The organism is Actinomadura sp. NPDC000929, from assembly GCF_040492065.1.
Lineage (GTDB): Bacteria > Actinomycetota > Actinomycetes > Streptosporangiales > Streptosporangiaceae > Spirillospora > Spirillospora verrucosospora.
In genome coordinates, this window is the sequence record NZ_JBEUPA010000093.1 from 15,263 (window position 1) to 33,564 (window position 18,302).

At 72.8% G+C, this 18,302-nt stretch carries 20 protein-coding genes; 6 read left to right on the forward strand and 14 right to left on the reverse strand.

The genetic code is table 11. The features are described from left to right. Positions 1–185: 185 nt before the first annotated feature. Positions 186–749: a TetR/AcrR family transcriptional regulator gene (locus ABWI04_RS27420; protein ID WP_353834249.1), complete on the reverse strand. Its 564-nt coding sequence runs from the start codon at positions 747–749 to the stop codon at positions 186–188. Between the two features lie 109 nt (positions 750–858). Between ABWI04_RS27420 and ABWI04_RS27425 the strand changes: the two genes are divergently transcribed. Beyond that, a complete protein-coding gene (locus ABWI04_RS27425; protein ID WP_353834250.1) occupies positions 859–1,773 on the forward strand; it encodes an SDR family oxidoreductase in 915 nt (304 codons plus the stop codon). Positions 1,774–1,891: 118 nt separating this feature from the next. On the opposite strand, the gene ABWI04_RS27430 is transcribed toward ABWI04_RS27425, so the two are convergent. Further along, entirely contained in the window at positions 1,892–2,767 is an 876-nt protein-coding gene (locus ABWI04_RS27430; RefSeq protein ID WP_353834251.1) for an alpha/beta fold hydrolase, read from the reverse strand. 77 nt (positions 2,768–2,844) lie between these two features. Here ABWI04_RS27430 and ABWI04_RS27435 point away from each other — a divergent pair, with 77 nt between their 5' ends. Then, positions 2,845–3,546 (forward strand): glycerophosphodiester phosphodiesterase, encoded by a 702-nt coding sequence (locus tag ABWI04_RS27435; RefSeq protein ID WP_353834258.1) that lies wholly within the window; start codon positions 2,845–2,847, stop codon positions 3,544–3,546. Positions 3,547–3,578: 32 nt separating this feature from the next. Here the strand turns inward: ABWI04_RS27435 and ABWI04_RS27440 are convergent, their stop codons facing one another. From ABWI04_RS27440 to ligD (ABWI04_RS27475), 8 genes are all read right to left on the reverse strand, one after another. Then, on the reverse strand, positions 3,579–5,033 hold the full coding sequence (locus tag ABWI04_RS27440; RefSeq protein ID WP_353834252.1) for a DEAD/DEAH box helicase: 1,455 nt from the start codon (positions 5,031–5,033) through the stop codon (positions 3,579–3,581). A 498-nt stretch (positions 5,034–5,531) separates the two neighbouring features. Continuing rightward, positions 5,532–5,819: a GlsB/YeaQ/YmgE family stress response membrane protein gene (locus ABWI04_RS27445; RefSeq protein WP_185035303.1), complete on the reverse strand. Its 288-nt coding sequence runs from the start codon at positions 5,817–5,819 to the stop codon at positions 5,532–5,534. 232 nt (positions 5,820–6,051) lie between these two features. Next, on the reverse strand, positions 6,052–6,285 hold the full coding sequence (locus ABWI04_RS27450; protein WP_345186671.1) for a DUF3107 domain-containing protein: 234 nt from the start codon (positions 6,283–6,285) through the stop codon (positions 6,052–6,054). A gap of 142 nt (positions 6,286–6,427) precedes the next feature. Further along, on the reverse strand, positions 6,428–7,057 hold the full coding sequence (locus tag ABWI04_RS27455; RefSeq protein ID WP_179843698.1) for a TetR/AcrR family transcriptional regulator: 630 nt from the start codon (positions 7,055–7,057) through the stop codon (positions 6,428–6,430). Positions 7,058–7,268: 211 nt separating this feature from the next. Beyond that, positions 7,269–7,457 carry a hypothetical protein gene (locus ABWI04_RS27460; protein ID WP_345186676.1) on the reverse strand — a complete coding sequence of 63 codons (189 nt, stop codon included), beginning with the start codon at positions 7,455–7,457 and terminating at the stop codon, positions 7,269–7,271. Between the two features lie 53 nt (positions 7,458–7,510). Then, entirely contained in the window at positions 7,511–8,836 is a 1,326-nt protein-coding gene (locus ABWI04_RS27465) for a dihydrolipoyl dehydrogenase family protein (RefSeq protein ID WP_345186678.1), read from the reverse strand. Between the two features lie 107 nt (positions 8,837–8,943). Then, positions 8,944–9,852 carry a non-homologous end-joining DNA ligase gene (ligD, locus tag ABWI04_RS27470; RefSeq protein ID WP_345186679.1) on the reverse strand — a complete coding sequence of 303 codons (909 nt, stop codon included), beginning with the start codon at positions 9,850–9,852 and terminating at the stop codon, positions 8,944–8,946. Beyond that, a complete protein-coding gene (gene ligD, locus ABWI04_RS27475) occupies positions 9,842–10,816 on the reverse strand; it encodes a non-homologous end-joining DNA ligase (protein WP_353834253.1) in 975 nt (324 codons plus the stop codon). The genes ligD (ABWI04_RS27470) and ligD (ABWI04_RS27475) overlap by 11 nt, the downstream gene beginning before the upstream one ends. 113 nt (positions 10,817–10,929) lie before the next feature. Here ligD (ABWI04_RS27475) and ku point away from each other — a divergent pair, with 113 nt between their 5' ends. Continuing rightward, on the forward strand, positions 10,930–11,835 hold the full coding sequence (gene ku, locus ABWI04_RS27480) for a non-homologous end joining protein Ku (protein WP_345186681.1): 906 nt from the start codon (positions 10,930–10,932) through the stop codon (positions 11,833–11,835). A gap of 53 nt (positions 11,836–11,888) precedes the next feature. Here the strand turns inward: ku and ABWI04_RS27485 are convergent, their stop codons facing one another. From ABWI04_RS27485 to ABWI04_RS27495, 3 genes are all read right to left on the reverse strand, one after another. Next, positions 11,889–12,404 carry a superoxide dismutase family protein gene (locus tag ABWI04_RS27485; RefSeq protein ID WP_353834254.1) on the reverse strand — a complete coding sequence of 172 codons (516 nt, stop codon included), beginning with the start codon at positions 12,402–12,404 and terminating at the stop codon, positions 11,889–11,891. A gap of 141 nt (positions 12,405–12,545) precedes the next feature. After that, positions 12,546–12,848, reverse strand: coding sequence for a hypothetical protein (locus ABWI04_RS27490; RefSeq protein ID WP_345186687.1), 303 nt, complete (start codon positions 12,846–12,848; stop codon positions 12,546–12,548). Between the two features lie 191 nt (positions 12,849–13,039). Beyond that, positions 13,040–15,202, reverse strand: a complete 2,163-nt coding sequence (locus tag ABWI04_RS27495) for an MMPL family transporter (protein WP_353834255.1) — start codon at positions 15,200–15,202, stop codon at positions 13,040–13,042. Positions 15,203–15,366: 164 nt separating this feature from the next. On the opposite strand from ABWI04_RS27495, the gene ABWI04_RS27500 reads away from it, so the two are divergent. After that, on the forward strand, positions 15,367–16,083 hold the full coding sequence (locus ABWI04_RS27500; RefSeq protein WP_353834256.1) for a TetR/AcrR family transcriptional regulator: 717 nt from the start codon (positions 15,367–15,369) through the stop codon (positions 16,081–16,083). Positions 16,084–16,167: 84 nt separating this feature from the next. On the opposite strand, the gene moeZ is transcribed toward ABWI04_RS27500, so the two are convergent. Then, entirely contained in the window at positions 16,168–17,349 is a 1,182-nt protein-coding gene (gene moeZ / locus ABWI04_RS27505) for an adenylyltransferase/sulfurtransferase MoeZ (protein WP_353834257.1), read from the reverse strand. 218 nt (positions 17,350–17,567) lie between these two features. On the opposite strand from moeZ, the gene ABWI04_RS27510 reads away from it, so the two are divergent. Both ABWI04_RS27510 and ABWI04_RS27515 read left to right on the forward strand, forming a co-directional pair. Beyond that, positions 17,568–17,759: a hypothetical protein gene (locus ABWI04_RS27510; protein WP_345186695.1), complete on the forward strand. Its 192-nt coding sequence runs from the start codon at positions 17,568–17,570 to the stop codon at positions 17,757–17,759. A 57-nt stretch (positions 17,760–17,816) separates the two neighbouring features. Beyond that, on the forward strand, positions 17,817–18,008 hold the full coding sequence (locus tag ABWI04_RS27515; protein ID WP_345186698.1) for a CsbD family protein: 192 nt from the start codon (positions 17,817–17,819) through the stop codon (positions 18,006–18,008). Positions 18,009–18,302: the final 294 nt, after the last annotated feature.

Consider the following 18,302-nt stretch of genomic DNA (forward strand, 5'->3'; position numbering starts at 1 on the left):
GAGATCGGGCGGGGCCGCGCCGCGCCCGCCGGGCCGCTGTTCGCCGACATGCGCGCCGACGGCGTCGGGGCGGACGGCGTCCAGCAGGCCGGGAAAGCGGGACTCGGGATCATCCCGGCGCAGTTCGGCGAAGCGGCGGGTGCCCTCCTGGCGCGACCGCGTGGCCCGGCGTCCCGCGGCGCCGGTCACCTGCTGGCGGCCACGGACTTCAGCGCGTTCAGGGACTCGTGGATGTGGTGGGGGAGGTCGTGGCGGTCGTCGGCGAGCCAGCGTTCGAAGGCGACCTTGAAGACGGCGATGCCGGCCTCGGCGGAGAGGGCCGCGGCCGGGTCCGGGACGCCGCGGCGGCGCAGGGACCCGGCGAGCGCGCCCGCCAGGGCGGCGAGCTTGATCAGCTCGCGTTCGCGCAGTTCGGCGTTCGCGTCGATGACGGCCTGGCGGCGGCGGGCGTGGTCGTGGCGCCCCTCGAAGACGGCGGCGACGGCCTCCAGCGCCTCGGCCGTCGCGGCGAGCGGCGCCGCCTCCGCGGGCGCCTCGGCGACGGCGCTCGCCAGCATGTCCTCGAGCAGTGCCGAGCCCGCGAACAGGACCTCGCGCTTGTCGGCGAAGTGGCGGAAGAACGTGCGCTCGGTGAGGCCGGCCCGGCGGGCGATCTCCGCGACGGTGGTCCGGTCGAAGCCGTGCTCGCCGTAGAGGTCCAGTGCCGCCTGTTCGAGCCGGCCGCGCGCGTTCGGCTCCCATCGCCCCATGGCCGGAATCCTAGTCGATGACAGTCACTGACATCGTGGGGGTATGCTGACGACAGTGACTGACATCAGCCGGGCGCGACCGTGTCCGGCGGCTCATCGGGAGGTCTCCATGCACGTCTTCGTCACCGGGGCGTCCGGCTGGATCGGCTCGGCGCTCGTTCCCGAACTCCTCGCGGCGGGGCACCGCGTCACCGGGCTCGCCCGCTCCGACGCCTCGGCCGCCGCCCTCACCGCGGCCGGCGCCGGGGTGCGCCGCGGCACCCTGGACGACCTCGACGTCCTCGCCGGCGCCGCGGCGGCCTCCGACGGCGTCGTCCATCTGGCGTTCAAGCACGACATCGCGTTCTCGGGCGGGTTCCAGGACGCCACCGACGCGGACCGGCGCGCCGTCGAGGCGTTCGGCGACGCGCTCGCGGGCTCCGACCGGCCCTTCGTGCTCGCGTCCGGCCTGCTCGGCCTCGCGCCGGGGCGGGTGGCGACCGAGCGGGACGGGCGCGAGCCTGCCGAAGGGGAGGAAGTGCAGGCTCGGCAGGCCACCGCACAGCTCGCGCTCTCCTTCGCGTCCCGTGGTGTCCGCTCGTCGGTCGTCCGGCTCCCGCCGACCGTGCACGGCGAAGGCGACAAGGGCTTCGTGGCCGGCCTGGTCGGCATCGCGCGTGACAAGGGCGTCGCCGGATACATCGGTGACGGGGCCAACCGCTGGCCCGCGGGCCACGTGTCGGATGCCGCGCGGCTGTTCCGGCTGGCGCTGGAGAAGGCCCCGGCGGGGTCGGCGCTGCACGCGAACGCCGATGAGGGCGTGCCGTTCCGGGCCATCGCCGAGGCGATCGGACGCCGGCTCGACCTGCCGGTGGCGTCCATCGCTCCCGGGGACGCGGCCGGCCACTTCGGCTGGCTCGCCGGAGTCGTGGGCCTGGACGCGCCGGCGTCGAGCGCGCTGACCCGCGAGCTGCTGGGATGGCGCCCGACCGGCCCGAACCTTGTCGAGGACCTGGAGAAGGGGCACTACTTCCAGGCTCCGTGAACGGCGGACACGGCCCGCCGGGCGCCGAGGCGGGCTGAGGACGCTGCGGTGACCCACCGTCTGTCTCCGGGACCGGCGGGCACCCGGAGAGGGCGTGAACCGGTCGTGCGACCGGTGCCTACTTGAGGGTGCGTTCGCTGTCGGACCAGAGGGCGAGGAGGGCGGCGGCCGTGGTCTCGGGGGCGTCCCACGCGGGGGAGTGGGCGGCGCCCGGGATGACGACCTTGGGCGCGTTGAGGCGTTCGGCCATGGCGGCCTGGGCGCGCGGGTCCCAGGCGTCGTCGTCCTCGCCGTAGATGACGAGGACGCGCAGGCCCGTGTCGGCGCAGTGCTTGGCCAGTTCGTCGACGCGGTCGGGGGCGGTGAGGATCTCGTCCGCCATGCGCGCGAGCCCCTTCTCGGAGTTGCCGAGCGTGCGGGCCTTGAGGAAGGCGACGATCTCGCGCTGGACGCCCCGTCCCAGGTAGTCGGGTTCGAGGCCGAGCTCCCAGATCTGCGCCATGCCGAGTTCGGGGATGGCGTCGCGCAGGGCGCGGGCCCTGGCGGCGGCCGGGCCGCCGACGGCGCCCGGCCCCGAGCTCATCACCGTGAAGGACGCGGGGCGGGCCCCGGCGAGGACGGCCTCGCGGCACACCAGGCCGCCGAACGAGTGCCCGACCAGGTGGACGGGGCCGGGGCCCAGCGCCGCCAGGAGGGCCGCGATGTCGGCGCCGAGGGCCGCGCGGGTGTAGGCGCTCTCGTCGTCCGGTCCGAGGGTCTCGTACTGGCCGCGCATGTCGATCGCGACGACGCGGCGGCCCGACGCGGCCAGGGTCTCCAGGACGGCGAGGAAGTCCTCCTTGCTGCCGGTGAGGCCGGGGACGAGGAGGGCGGGGCAGCGGTCGGGCACGCCCGATCCCGGAAGGGCCTCCAGCGCGGCGAACGGGCCGCGGGAGGTCTCGACGGTCGTCCGGCGAACACCGGGGGGCAGACTCACGAACCGGGGCGTACTCACGGTGGAAACCTTAGTCAATGGGGGCCTGCGGGCATCGGTAAGAAATCTTCGGTGGTAGCGTCGCCAGCGTGGTCGCCATGCCTGCCATCTCCGCCCACCGCCGCGACGAGGCGGGCCTCACGGGCCTCGGCGACGCGGTCGCGTCGGGCGCCGAGTACGTGGAGATCGACATCAGGCGGACGGGGGACGGGCGGCTCGTCGTCCACCACGATCCCGAGATCGCGGGGCTCCGGCTGAACGGGCTCCCCTACGAGCGGATCCAGGAGCTCGCGGTGCGGCCGGTGCCGCTGGCCGGCGACGCGATGAAGGTCATCGCGGGCCGGGCGCAGGGACATCTGGACCTCAAGGAGCGCGGCTGCGAGCACGAGAGCGTGGCGCTGGCGGTGGAGGCCTTCGGCACCGGGAACTTCGTGGTGACCACGCGCGAGATCACGTCCCTTGTGGAGATCAAGAAGAGCTTCCCCGGGGTGCGGACGGCCCTGTCGGTCGGCCGCAACCTGTGGGAGCGGGGCGCCGCGCACGACTTCGCGCCGCTGCGGCTGATCCGGCGGGCGGGCGCCGACATGGTCGCCCTCAACCACCGGCTCGCCCGCGTCGGCGTGCTGCGCCAGTGCGGGCGCGCCGGGATACCGGCCATGATCTGGACGGTCAACGCCGAGCCCGTGATGCACCGCTTCCTGCGCGACCCGCGCGTCGCCGTCCTCGTCACCGACCACCCGGGCCTCGCCCTCCGACTGCGCGAGGGAAGAGGCCCGGACGGAACGCGACCGCGGGACTGAGACGTCTCGCGGTCGGCCGCTCCGCCGCCCGGTCAGGCGGTCTGCGACGCCTCGGCGGTACCGCCCGAGGTGGCGGCCGGCTTGCCGGCGCGGGTGCGGCGGCGGGGCCGGCTGCGCTTGCGCTCCGTGGCGCCCGCGTCGACGACGTTGTCGTCCGCGGCGGTCTCCCCCGCCGCGTCCGCCGCGGCGCCCTCGACCGGCCGGCCCGCCCGCGTGCGGGTGCGGTCGCGCTTGCGGCGGCGCGGCCGCGGACGCTCCTGCTCCCGCTCTCGGTCATGGCCGCGGCCGCGGTCGTGGCTGCGGACCTTGCCCGTCTCGCCGATGTCCTCCAGCTTCTCGGCGTCGAGCCCGGCGCGGCCGTTCCGCTTGTCGGCGGGCAGCGTCCCCTTCGTGCCGGCGGGGATGCCGAGCGTCTCGAAGAAGTGCGGGGACGTCGAGTAGGTCTCCTCCGGGGAGGCGAACGGCAGGTCGAGCGTGCTGTTGATCAGCTTCCACCGGGTGAGGTCGGACCAGTCGACGAGCGTGACGGCGACGCCCTCCTTGCCCGCGCGGCCGGTCCGGCCGATGCGGTGCACGTAGGTGTCGGCGCTGTCGGGGCACTCGTAGTTCACGACGTGGGTGACGTCGTCGACGTCGAGCCCGCGGGCCGCCACGTCGGTGGCCACCAGCACGCCGATCTTGCCGTTGCGGAACGCGCGCAGGGCCCGCTCGCGCTGGCTCTGCCCGAGGTCGCCGTGCACGGCGGCCGCGTCGAAGCCCCGCTGCGCGAGGTCGGCGGCCACCCGGTCGCACGCCCGCTTCGTCTGGCAGAAGACCATGGTCAGACCACGGCCCTCCGCCTGGAGCAGGCGGGCGAGCATCTCCGGCTTGTCCATCTGGTGGGCCTGGAAGACGTGCTGGACGACCTGCGGCGTCGCGTCCGACTCGGTGTGCGACTCGGCCCGGACGTTGGTCGGGCGGGTCAGGTACCGGCGCGACAGCGCGGCGATCTCGCCCGGCATCGTCGCCGAGAACAGCATGGTCTGGCGCTGCGCCGGGATCCGGTCGATGATCCGCTCGATGTCCGGCAGGAAGCCGAGGTCGAGCATCCGGTCCGCCTCGTCCAGCACCAGCACGCCGACCTTGGACAGGTCGAGGTACTTCTGCTTGACGAGGTCGAGGAGCCGCCCCGGGGTGCCGACGACGACGTCGACGCCCTCGCGCAGCGCCTCGATCTGCGGCTCGTAGGCGCGGCCGCCGTACACCGACAGCACCCGGCTGCCGAGCTTGCCGCCGGCGACGAGCAGGTCGTCGGTGACCTGGAGGGCCAGCTCGCGGGTCGGCGCGACGACGAGCGCGCGCGGCTCGCGGCCGCCGTGCTCGATGCGCTGGAGCAGCGCGGCGCCGAAGGCGAGGGTCTTGCCGGTGCCCGTGCGGGCCTGGCCGATGATGTCGTGCCCGCCGAGCGCGATCGGCAGGGCGAGCTCCTGGATGGGGAACGCCTCCACGATGCCTTCGGCTTCGAGGGCGTCTGCTATCTCGGGGACGACCCCGAGTTCACGAAAGGTAGTCAGGGCTTTCAGCCTCCAATATGCGGGGTCTCCGCTCCCGGGTGCGGCGCGGCCTGGTGGCGTGACGCCGCCGAACCGGCGTGTCCGCCGTTCCTGTGGCCACGCGCTCGCGCGGGAGGGACCAGCCGTTGCTCAAATCTTCCGGCGACCGCAGTCAGGGGTTGAAAGCAGTCACTCACTGTGGCTGCGTGCGGTCACACTCCGCGACGCAGTGTACCGACCGTTGATTGCCTACACCAATAGCCGGTCACTCGACCCAACGTTTCCATGGTTTCATCTATTCCGTCCCCAGCCCGCCAGGCCTTACGCACTCGGCGAGGCGGGGCCTCCGGACCGGTCCAAGGCGGGACGAGGACGGCCACATCCGGACACATCGCGACGACGCGGGCCCCCCCCCGGGGAGGCGGGGGCCCGCGTCGGGGGTGGTGCCGGGGGTCAGTAGCTCCGGCGGCGGGTCCGCCATCCGTGGCCGCGCCCGCGGCCGCGCGTGTGCATCGTGGTGAGCGCCGCCACGCCCAGCGCGGCGATCACCACCGCGAAGACGAAGGCGACGAGCATGCCCGCCCCCAGCGCGTCCGCGACGACGCCGCCGAGGATCGCGCCGGCGATGCCGACGAGGACCGTGAGCAGGATGCCGATCGGATTGCGGCCCGGCACGACCAGCCGCGCGAGTGCACCGATCACGGCACCGACGACGATGAACCAAAGGATCGTGGTGAGCATTTCGATCAACCGTTCCTTTCCCTGGGCCGGTCGCCCGAGGTCGGTGATCGGTATGCCCCGCCTGCCAGGTTGAAACAAAAATCTGGTCAAGGGGCGTATGGGAACGGTAAAGTCGCAGGTCAGCAGGCTGGTGAGGTGTCGCGCCGCTCGTGTGCACGGCTCGCCGCGCCGGTGCCGCCCGGGGTGGACGGCTCACGTGCGCGGTTCAGGGTGCACGGCTCAGGTGCGCGGCTCAGGTGTACTGCGTGCCGAAGCCCACGCTGCGCTGCTCGTCCTCGGCGATCTCCAGGTAGCCGACGCGGGCCCCGGGGATGACGACGCGGCCGGCGCGGCGGTCCTTCAGCACCAGCACGCCGTGCGGGTCGGCGAGCGCCGCGCCGAGCGCGTCCTGCACCTCGTCGGCCGTCTGGTCGGTGTCGACCACCAGTTCCTTGGCCACGTTCTGAACCCCGATGCGAACCTGCACGCGATGCCTCCCGTCGTCGGGCACGTCCCGCCGACCGCCGGCGGACCCGCATCCGATGGTCGCACGGAGATCGCCGGAGCGTGGCGCGCCCGGTTGTGCCGAGGGTGAACGCCCCCCGGCGCGGGCAGGGCCGGAGCCGGCGTCAGCTCTGGTCGGTGGTGCGCGGGAAACCGGAGATGCCGCGCCAGGCCAGCCGGGCGATGATCTTCTCCGCGGTGTCCTTGGGGATCGCCCGGTGCTGGGAGAGCCAGAAGCGGGCGCTGACCTCGGCCATGCCGACCAGGCCCATGCCGAGCAGGTGCGCCTCCTCGGCGGGGGCGTTGGTGTCCTCGGCGATGACCTGCGCGATCATCTCGGCGCACTGCTGGTTCGCGCGGTCGACGCGGGCGCGCACGGGCGCCACGTTGCGCAGGTCGGACTCGAAGACCAGCCGGTAGGCCTCGCCGTCGCCGGCCACGAAGTCGTAGAAGGCCTGCATGCTCGCCTGCACGCGAAGCTTGTTGTCCGTGGTGGACTCCAGCGCCTCGCGGACGATCTTCACCAGGGCCTCGGCGTGCTCGTCCAGCAGCGCCAGGTACAGCTCCAGCTTGCCCGGGAAGTGCTGGTAGAGCACGGGCTTGCTGACGCCCGCGCGCTCGGCGATCTCGTCCATCGCCGCGGCGTGGTACCCCTGGGCGACGAACACCTCCTGGGCCGCGCCGAGCAACTGCTTGCGGCGCGCCAGTCGCGGCAGTCTCGTGCCACGGGGGCGGGCGTCCGGGGTCGCGGTCACCACACTCTCCGATCACCGAATCGGGGGACGGATGGGGGGTGTCCGTCACCGGGAAACAATCTCATTATCCTACGCGCGAGTAACTCCGTTGGTCACGGGCGGCGCCCGCCGTCGTTCCTTCGCGCAGGTCAGTGTATTCCCGCCGGAACCGGAAGCGGGCCGCCACGATCTTTCTGTGAACCCTCCTTCCTGTGCCGGCGGCCAACGCGGATCAGCGGTAGTCGTCCTCGTCCAGCCGGACCTCCCGCCGCTGCTCGGCCGCGTCGGCCTCGTTCGCGTCGTCCGGGATGGGGCCGCCCTCGACGCGCTCCTCGTCGTCGAGGGCGGCGCGCTGCTCGGCCGCGTCGGCCTCGTTGGCGTCGTCGGGGGCGGGCTGCTCCAGGTCGTCGGTCTCGCTCATCAGGGGTCCTCCTCCAGGTTCACGGCCGCCTCAGGGTCCACGGCCGTCTCGGGTCACAGCATCCCCGCCAGCTCCCGCAGCGGCGCCTCGACGGACTCGCCGTGGGTCGGGAACGCGTGGACGACGTCGGCGAGCAGGCTCAGCGGCGTCTCCGCGCGGATGGCCAGGGCGATCTCGCTCATCCACTCCTCGGCGTGGAGTCCGGCGGCGGCGGCGCCGACCAGCAGCCCGCGGGCCGGGTCGGCGTACAGCTCCACCCGTCCGCGCTCGTCGGCCTCGACCGCCGCCCGCGCCGTCGCGGCGAGGTCGTACCCGGCGGTGAGGATGTCTATGCCGAGTTCCTCCGCCTGCGTCGGGGAGATCCCCACGGAGTAGACGGTGGGCGTCGTGTAGACGACGCGGGGGATGGCGCGGTAGTCGGCCTCGCGCCGGTGGCCGAGCAGGTTCGACAGCGCGACCTGCGCCTGGTAGCGGGCGGCGTGCGCGGTGCGGGCGACGCCGGTGACGTCGCCCGCCGCCCACACGCCGCCCGCTTCGCACGGCACCCGGCACGTCTCGTCCACGGGGATCCCCTGGCCGGGGGTGACGTCGATGCCGAGGTTCTCCAGCCCGAGGCCCTCCACGCGGGGGCGGCGCCCGGCGGCGGCGAGGACGCGGTCGGCGTCGAGGGTGCCGCCGTCGGTCAGCCACAGCCGCAGCCCGACGTCCTTGCGCTCGGCGTCGGCGACGGCGGTGCCGAGCCGCAGGTCGACGCCCATCCGGCGCAGGGCGTCCGCGAGCACCTCGCCGGCGAACGGCGCCTCCGCGGTCAGCAGCCGCCCGGACGCCTCGACGACCGCGACCTGGGAGCCGAACGCCGCGTACACCTGCGCCAGCTCGCAGCCGACCGGGCCGCCGCCGAGGATCACCAGCCGGCGCGGCAGGTCGGGGACCGACAGGGCCTCGGCGCTCGTCCACAGCGGCACGTCGGCGAGCCCCTCGACGGGCGGGATGACCGGCTCGCTGCCGGTGCAGACGACGAGGTCGCCGAAGCCGTGGACGGCGCCGTCGACCTCGATCCGGCCGTGGTCGAGGACCTGCCCCCGGCCGCGCAGGACGGTCACGCCGTCCTCGGCCATCCGGGCGACGGCGGGGTCGTCGCCCCGGTTCCCGGCCAGCGCGTCCCGGCGGGCGAGGGCCATCTCCCAGGTCTCGCCGCGGCGGGCCGACAGCAGCAGCGACTTGGACGGGACGCAGGCGAAGTACGGCGACTCCCCGCCGACGAGGCGGTTCTCGACGAGCGCGACGTCCCTTCCCGCGCGGGCGAGGCCGGTCGCGACCAGCTCCCCCGCGGTCCCCCCGCCCAGCACCACGGCGTCGTAGTGATGGTTGTGCGACAACGGTCTCTTCCTTCCACCCGTGGTGTCCCCAGGCACCATGGTGACGGAACGCGGTCCCGGAGAGTGCCGATTCGAACACATAGGGCACCCGAGATCGCCGATGTCGCTCAGGGCAGGGGCCGGTGGTCCTTCAGCAGCGGTTCCAGGAGGTCGCCGTGCTCGTCCACCCGGGCGAGGACGTCCTCGGGGCCGAAGACGAGGTCGGCGGCGTCCCCGCACGACTCCAGCTCGTCCCAGGTGATGGGCGTCGACACCGAGGGGCGGTTCCCGGCGCGCAGCGAGTAGGGCGCGACGGTCGTCTTGGCCGGGTTGTTCTGGCTCCAGTCGACGAAGACCTTGTCCTTGCGCAGCCGCCGCTCCATCTTGGCGACGACCAGCTTCGGGTTCTCGTCGGCCAGGCGCTGCGCGGCGGCCTTGGCGTACTCCGACGTCCGTTCGGCCTCCTTCGGCTCCTCGATCGGGACGTACAGGTGCAGGCCCTTCTTGCCGCTCGTCTTCGGGTAGGACTCCAGGCCGTCCTCGGCGAGCACGTCGCGGAGCAGGGCGGCGACCTCGCAGGCCTCCACGATCGTGGCGGGCGGGCCCGGGTCCAGGTCGAAGACCACCAGGTCGGGAGTGTGCACCTTGCCGCGCGGACCGACCTTCCATTGCGGGACGTGCAGTTCCAGCGCGGCGAGGTTCGCGCACCACACGAGCGTGGGCAGGTCGTCGACGACGACGAAGTCGAGGGTGTCGCGGCCCTTGGAACTGCCGGGGGTGGGGATCGTCGCCGTGCGGACCCAGTCCGGGGTGTGGGAGGGGGCGTTCTTCTCGAAGAACTTGCCGCCGTCGACGCCGTCCGGCCAGCGGATGCGGGTCGCCGGGCGGTCCTGCAGGTGGGGGAGCATGACCGGGGCGATGCGGGCGTAGTAGTCGATGACCTCGCCCTTGGTGAACTCCGGGTACAGGTTCTTGTCGAGGTTGGAGAGGGAGAGCTGACGGCCGTCCACGTCGACGGCGGTCCTCTTACTGCTCACTCGTGACCTCCAGGGGGTCCTTGTCGTCACGCAGGCCCCGCCAGGACGGGAAGCGGAGGCGGCCGTCCCTGGTCCGGGCACTGTAGGCGACCTCCCCGACGAGCCGGGGCTCAACCCACTGGGCGTCGCGGGCGAACTCGCGCGGGACGGGCTCGTCGTAGGGGCTCGTCGAACGGCGCAGCGGCCACAGCGTCTCGTACAGCTCGTCCAGGGCGCGGTCGCTGAAACCCGTGCCCACGTGCCCGACGAAACCGAGCAGGCCCTTCATGTCGTACTCGCCCAGCAGCAGCGAGCCCACGCCGCCCTCGCGCCGGCCCTTCCCGGGCTTCCAGCCGCAGACGACGACCTCGCGCGTCATGAAGTTCTTCACCTTGCGCCAGAAGTCGACGCGGCGCCCCGGACGGTACGGCGAGTCGAGGCGCTTGGCGAGCAGGCCCTCCATCTGCTGCTCGCGGGTGAAGGCGAGCAGTTCCTCCACCTGGGTCTGGTCACCGCCGTGCAGGTACGGGGGCACCTCGACGGGGCCGGTGCCGGCGAGGTCCAACTCCGCCAGCACCGAGCGGCGGTCGGCGTAGGGGACGTCATACAGGACGTGCCCGTCCAGGAAGAGGACGTCGAACACGACGTAGCGGACGGGAACCTCGCGGATCAGCCGGGGGTCGGGGCGCTGGACGTGCATCCGGCGCTGGAGGCGTTCGAAGCTGGGGCGTCCCTCCTGGAAGGCGACGACCTCGCCGTCCAGGACGACGTCGCTGTCGGGCAGCAGGTCGGCGAGGGCGGACAGCTCGGGGTAGCGGCTCGCCACCTCGCCGCCGCGCCGTCCGGCGGCGCGGACGCCGTCGGCGGAGACGTGCGACAGGACGCGCACGCCGTCCCATTTCAGCTCCAGACCCCACTTCCCGCCGTCGGAGGGGAGGTCCCCGGTGGAGGCCATCATCGGCTCGACGGGCCACGGCATGGTCATAACGCCGTCTTACCCCGTCCCGCCGCACGGGGAAAGGATCACGACGCCCTTCTGGCGCAAATCGAACGACGTTGCGACGCTAGGGGCAGGAACGTGCTGGGTAAGGACGGATCATGCGCAGTATCTGGAAGGGCGCGATCTCCTTCGGTCTGGTGACCATACCGGTGAAGCTCTACTCGGCGACCGAGCAGCGGGACGTCGCCTTCCACCAGGTGCACCGGGAGGACGGGGGGCGCATCAAGTACAAGCGGGTGTGCACGCTCGACGGCGAGGAGGTCCCCTACTCCGACATCGCCAAGGGCTACGAGCTGCCGAGCGGCGAGATGGTCATCCTCACCGACGAGGACTTCGCCGACCTGCCGCTGTCGTCCAGCCGCCGCATCGACGTCCTGCAGTTCGTGGAGCGCGAGGAGGTCGACCCGATCTACTTCGCGAAGTCCTACTACCTGGAGCCCGACGCGCAGGGCGCCAAGCCGTACGTGCTGCTGCGGGACGCGCTGGAGAGCTCCGGCCAGGTCGCGATCGTCAAGGTGGCGCTGCGGCAGCGCGAGTCGCTCGCGACGCTGCGGGTCCGCGAGGGCGTGTTCGTCCTGGAGACGATGCTGTGGCCGGACGAGGTCCGCGCGCCGGAGTTCCCCTTCCTGGAGGAGGACATCGAGGTCCGCAAGCAGGAGCTGTCGATGGCGACGTCGCTGATCGAGTCGATGGAGGGGGACTTCGACCCCGGCGAGTACAAGGACGCCTACCGGGAGGCGCTCCAGGCGGTGATCGACGCCAAGGTCGAGGGGCGGGAGGTGGCGCGGCCCGCCGAGGAGGGCGCGGAGGAGCCCGCCGCGGACCTGCTCAGCGCGCTGCGCGCCAGCGTCGAGGCGGCGAAGAAGAGCCGCGGCGAGAAGGCGGGGAAGGCGGCGTCCGGCAAGGGGACGGCGGCGAAGAAGCCCGCCGCGCGCAAGACGGCGTCGTCCAAGGCCGGCGAGAAGAAGGAGCCGGCCAAGAGCCGCAGCCGCAAGTCGGCGTGACCCCGCCGCCGGCCGGGCCGGCGGCGAGGTCGGGGTGAACCCGGAGCCGCGGCTCAGAACGGGACGGTGGTGCAGAACAGCCGTGCGCCCGCGTCGCCCGTCTTCGGGTCCGTGGGCTTGGCGTGCACGACGAGCGATCCCGCGGCCTTCTCCGCGACGCGCCACGGCACGGACGTGCGGGAGTGGCCGCGCCCGTCGGCGCGGACGGTGACGTCGAGCCAGATCTCCTTCTTCGGCATCGGCGTTCCGGGCGGCGCGTCGGGATCGTGGTAGTGCGGCCCGGCGTCCTCGGGCTTCGGCCCGCACCGGTTCACGTGGACGTGGGCGCCGAACGTCCGGCCGGCGGCCTCGCGCGGCATGCCCCACACCCGCAGGGACACCCAGGTCCTGTGGTGGTCGCGGACCACGACGACCTTGGTCTTCGCAGTCCGGAAGGCTTGGTCGTGGACGTTGTCGGGCCCGCGCACGACGATCGCGTGCGGCCCGGACCGGGCGAGGGCCGGGGCGGCGGGGACGAGCGCGGCGCCGGACGCGGCGAGCAGGACGGGAGCGCGGACGGGCGTTCGCATGACGCTTCCTCTCCGTGGTGCGGGGCGCCGGACGCCGCGGGCCTGGCGGCGTCCGGGCTCGGTGGTTCACGAGCATGCCCCCGGAGCGGACGGTGGCGTCCCCCCGAATCGGTCAGGGGGCGGCCGCGTGCGCCGAGCGGTTCAGTTGTCGCGGCGGGCGGCGAGCACGCGCCCGACGGCCGCGGCGGCGGCGGACGGGTCGGCGCACGGCGCGATCCGCTCGCCCCAGCCGTAGCAGTAGGACCAGCCGTCGCCGGAACGTTCCCGCACCGCGATGACGCTCTCGTTCACCCGCGGCAGGCGCGGGTCGGCGATGTGCGCGGTCGGACGGCGGTCGGCGGGCGCGGCGACCTCGACCGCCCAGCCGGCGGAGCGCAGGACGTCCGTGAGCCGCTCCAGGTGCGCGAGCGCCGTCTCGGCCTCGGTGATCATCAGCACGGACATGGTGCCTCCAAAGGAACGTCCCGGCACGGGAAGGGTTCGGGGATCCGCCGGGCGGGGGCCGTCGCGGAATGCGTCACACGAGGGTGCAGCCGGTGGAATGGCGTTCAGTCTTGCGCCGGGCGGAGGAGACCACAAGCGGTTCGGAAGGATTGGTGGCCGGCACTTCGGAGTGCCGGCCACCGGGGCGGGCGTCAGCCCACGGGCTCCAGCCGCGACGGGGGAGCGGCGGGGGCGTCGCCCTCCCGGATCCCGTACCGGCCGTAGAGCCGGGCCAGCGGGCCGGGCGCCCACCAGTTCGCGCGGCCGAGCAGCCGCATCGTGGCGGGCACGAGCAGCGCCCGGACGACCGTCGCGTCCAGCAGGATCGCCACGGCCATCCCGACGCCGGTCATCTTGATGAACGTGATGCCGGACGTCGCGAACGCGCCGATCACCACGATGAACAGCAGCGCGGCGCTGGTGATGATGGCGCCGGTGCGCTGCACGCCGGAGGCGACGGCCGCGGTGTTGGAGCCGGTCAGGTCGTACTGCTCGCGGACCCGCGACAGCAGGAACACCTCGTAGTCCATCGAGATGCCGAACAGCATCGCCAGCATGAGGATCGGCATCGCGGGGGAGATGGAGCCGGTCGCGGTGAAGCCGAGCGGGCCGGACAGGTGGCCGTCCTGGAAGACCAGCACGACCGCGCCGAAGGTGGCCGACAGCGACAGCATGTTCATGACGATCGCCTTCAGCGGCAGCAGCACCGACCCGAACGCCAGGAACAGCAGGAGGAACGTGGCGCCGCCGACGAGCAGGGCCAGCCAGGGCAGGGTCGCGCCGATGCTGTCGAGCTGGTCGACGACGTCGGCCGTCTCGCCGCCGACGTAGGCGCGCGCGCCGGGCGGCGGCGGAACGTCCCGGACCCGCTGGACGAGGTCGCGGGCGGCGCCGGAGTTCGGGTCGGCGTCGTAGCGCAGCGCGATCCGGGTCGTCGTCCCGCCGGCGCCGGTCACCGTCGCGTCCGTGACGCCGGGCAGCGCGTCCAGGCGGGCCCCGTACGCCTGGACGGCGGCCCGGTCGGACGTCCCGGTCACGACGGCCTCGATGGGGTTGGTGGCGTTGCGGGGGAACCGGGTCTCCAGCGTCTCGGAGACGACCCGCGCGTCCGTGCCGTCCGGCAGCACCTTCGCGTCCACGCCGCCCCAGTTGATGCGCAGGAACGGCGCGCCGAGCGCGAGGAGCAGCGCCACCGTCGCGACCATGTAGACGACCGGGCGGCGCATCACGCTGCGCGCGACCCGTCCCCACCAGCCGTCGGACCGGCCGCCGGCCGCCGCCCGGCGCCGCCGGATCGGCAGCGCGTTCACCCGCGGGCCGAGGACGGCCATCAGCGCGGGCAGCACGGTCAGCGCCCCGGCCATGCACACCAGCACGGTGGCGATGCCGCCGTAACCCATGGAGACCAGGAAGTTCTGGTCGAACAGCAGCAGCCCGGACAGCGACACGGCGACCGTGACGCCGGAGACCGCGACGGTGCGCCCGGCCGTGGCCATGGTGGCGGCCAGCGCGTCCTCGGCGGAGGCGCCGTCCCGGCCGATCTCCTCGCGGAACCGGCTGACCATGAACAGCCCGTAGTCGATGGCGAGGCCGAGCCCGAGGAACGTGGTGATGTTGACCGCGAAGATCGACACGTCGGTGACGTAGGCCAGCGCGTGCAGCGCGGTGAACGAGCCGAGGATGGCCAGGCCGCCGACCAGCAGCGGCAGGCTCGCCGAGACCAGCCCGCCGAAGATCAGCACCAGCAGCACCAGCAGGACCGGCATGGCCATGCCCTCGGCCCGGCCGATGTCGGACGAGACGCGCTCGTTGATCGCAACGCCGGTGCCGACCGCGCCGCCGACCTTCGCGGTGAGCCCGCCGCCGACCTCGGTGAGGTCGTCCTCGACCGCCTTGTAGTTGTCCTCCCTGGCGGCCTCGTCGGAGCCGGCGAGCTGGAGGACGGCATAGGTCGCCTTGCGGTCGTCGCTGACGAACTGCGGCGCGCTGGTCGTCCAGTACGTGCTGGCCTTGGCGACCTTGCCGGGTGGCAGCGCGGCCAGCGCGCGCTCCACCGACGCCCGGAAGGACGGGTCGTCGACGGTCGTCCTGCCCTGGTAGAGGACCACGACGTCGGCGCCGTCCCGCCCGAGGTCGCGCTCGGCGATCCGCTCCGCCGTCGCGCTCTGGCTGCCCGGCGTGTCGAAGCCGCCGGAGGAGGTCAGCGCGCCGAAGACGCCCGTGCCCCACACCGCGGCGAACACCAGGAACGCCCCCGCGGCGGCGAGGACCCACCGCCTGCGCCGGTGGACCCACCTGCCCCATCGCTCGAACATGACGCTCCTCCTCCAGCCCCGTTACCTTGAGTAATTCCAGTGAACGCCGTAAACTGAGAACAGCGTTAACTTCGCATACAGCGTTAGCTGTCGTCAAGGGTGTTTTTGAGGAATCATGCGAGGGCGGCCGGTGACGGCCGGGCACCCGGCAGAGAGGGGGCGAGGTGGCATCGCGTCGTGATCGTCTGCGGGCCGCGACCGTCAGGGAGATCACCGACACCGCCCGGCGGATCCTCGTGGAGGAGGGCCCCGAAGCGGTGACGCTGCGCGCCATCGCCCGCGAGATGGGCATGACCGCCCCCGCGCTCTACCGCTACTTCGGCAGCCACGGCGAGCTGCTGCGGCACCTGGTCGGCGACCTGTTCACCGAGCTGACCGCAGACCTGCACGCGGCCATGGAGGACGTGCCGAAGGGCGACATGAGCGGCAAGTTCATGACGGTGGCCCGCCAGTTCCGCCTCTGGGCGCTGGCGCATCCCCGCGAGTACTCGCTGCTCTTCGGGACGCCCGTGCGCGGCGCCGCGCACCAGCAGGAGGTCGACTTCGCCGAGGAGTGCGCCCGCCAGTTCGGCTGGACGTTCATGGCCCTGTTCCTGGAGCTGTGGAGGAAGCAGCCGTTCCCGGTGATGCCCGAGGAGCAGATCGACCCCGGCCTGCGCGAGGAGCTGCGCCGCTACCGCGACGACGTGCTCGGCATCGCCCTGCCGCTCGGGGTGATCCAGCAGTTCCTCAAGTGCTGGATCAGGCTCCAGGGCGGCGTCAGCCTGGAGGTCTTCGGCCACCTGGAGTTCGCCCTGAGCGACGCCGCCCCCATGTTCGAGCTGATGCTCCAAGAGGTGACCGTCGAACTCGGCCTGACCTACGCGCCCCCCAGGGGGTGAGCCGGGCTCGGCGGCGGCCGGGCGGGGTCCGGACAGCGGAAGGCCCCCGGACCCGGGACGGGTGCGGGGGCCTTCGGGCGGGCGTCAGTAGGACGGGAGGCTGGGGTCGATCTGGTTGACCCAGGCCAGGACGCCGCCGCTGACGTGGACGGCGTCGCCGAAGCCGGCGTTCTTCACGACGGCGAGGGCCTCGGCGGAGCGGACGCCCGACTTGCAGTGCAGGACGATCTTCTTGTCCTGCGGCAGGCGCTCCAGGGCGGAGCCGTTCAGGAACTCGCCCTTGGGGATGAGCGTGGCGCCCGGGATCGCGACGATCTCGTACTCGTTGGGCTCGCGGACGTCCACGAGGAAGATGTCGTCGTCCCGCTCCTGCATGGCCTTGAGGTCGTGCACGGAGATCGTGGAGTCCCTGACGGCCTCGGCGGCCTCGTCGGACACCGCGCCGCAGAAGGCCTCGTAGTCCTCCAGCAGCTCGGTCTGCGTCGGGTTCTTGCCGCACAGCGGGCACTCGGGGTCCTTGCGGACCTTGACCGAGCGGTAGGTCATCTCCAGGGCGTCGTAGACCATCAGCCGGCCGACGAGCGGCTCGCCGATGCCGGTCAGCAGCTTGATGGCCTCGTTCACCTGGATGGAGCCGATCGACGCGCACAGCACGCCGAGCACCCCGCCCTCGGCGCAGGAGGGCACCATGCCGGGCGGCGGCGGCTCGGGGTAGAGGCAGCGGTAGCAGGGGCCGTGCTCGGCCCAGAACACCGACGCCTGGCCGTCGAACCGGTAGATCGAGCCCCAGACGTACGGCTTGCCGAGCAGGACGGCGGCGTCGTTCACCATGTAGCGGGTGGCGAAGTTGTCGGTGCCGTCCACGATCAGGTCGTACCCGGAGAAGATCTCCATGACGTTGTCGCGGTCGAGCGCGACGTCGTGCACCACGACGTCGATCAGCGGGTTGATGTCGCGGACGGTCTCGGCGGCCGACTCGACCTTCGGCTTGCCGAGCGACGACTGCCGGTGGATGATCTGCCGCTGCAGGTTGGACTCGTCGACGACGTCGAAGTCGATGACGCCGAGGGTGCCGACCCCGGCGGCGGCCAGGTAGAGCAGGGCGGGGGAGCCGAGGCCGCCCGCGCCGACGACCAGGACCTTGGCGTTCTTGAGGCGCTTCTGCCCGGCCATGCCCACGTCGGGAATGATCAGGTGCCGCGAGTAGCGGTTGACCTCGTCGCGGGTGAGCTCCGGGGCGGGCTCGACCAGAGGTGGCAACGACACGTGAGTGCTCCTGTGCTGGCGTTCGACGTTCAGGGACGGCGGGACGTCATCGTCCTCCCACGGCACAACCTTGCCATGTGCTGCGGCATTCCCGGCAGCCGCCTGCCGGACGGTCGCCGGTGTCTCCCCCGCTACCGGAATGGATCGCCATAAAAGGGGCACCGTACGGGCGCGAGGCCGGCGACCGGACCGGCCGCGGGTGAGGAGAGGTGACGGGCATGGGGTTCATGAAGAGGCTCACGGGGGAACGGGCCGGCCGCCGGACGGCGGGGAGGCGGCGCAAGCCCAGCCAGCGCGAGCTGCGGGCGCGGATGCGCACCGAGCAGGCCGAGCAGAAGCTCCTGGAGACCGAGGCCCTCATCCACGAGGAGGCCGAGCGGCTGCGCCGCGGCACCCGGACTTCCGCATAATCCGGGCTTTCAGGGGCATAGCCGGGTTGGACGACTCTCCGTACACGAGGAGGAACCATGGGTTTCCTCGACAAGCTGAAGAACAAGGCTCAGCAGGCCAAGGGCCGGGGCAAGGAAGAGGCCGGACGCCAGTCCGGTGACCCGTACCTGGAGGCCGAGGGCAAGAGCGACCGCGCGACCGGCGGCGCCAAGCAGGTCGGCGAGAAGGCCAAGGACGCCGCCAGGGAGGCGAAGCGGGCCGTGGAGTGAGTCCGCGGACGTCGGCCTCCGGCCGCGGAACCTGGTGAAGCGGGCCCCTCTGCGGAGGGGCCTCTTCCCTTTCTCAGCCGGGCCGCGACGCCGGCCTTCGCGGGATGACCGGCGGAATGTCGCGAAGCGCCGTTAATCTTGACTGTTGTGGCATTCCTGCCCCCCTCCCAGCAGCCGCCCCCGCCGCGGTCCCCGCACCAGCCCGGCGCGCCCGCCGCCGTTGGCGACGTTGCCGACCTCCAGTTCGAGGACGTCGGGTTCGAGTTCAGTCACGGTCCGAAACACTACCGGCAC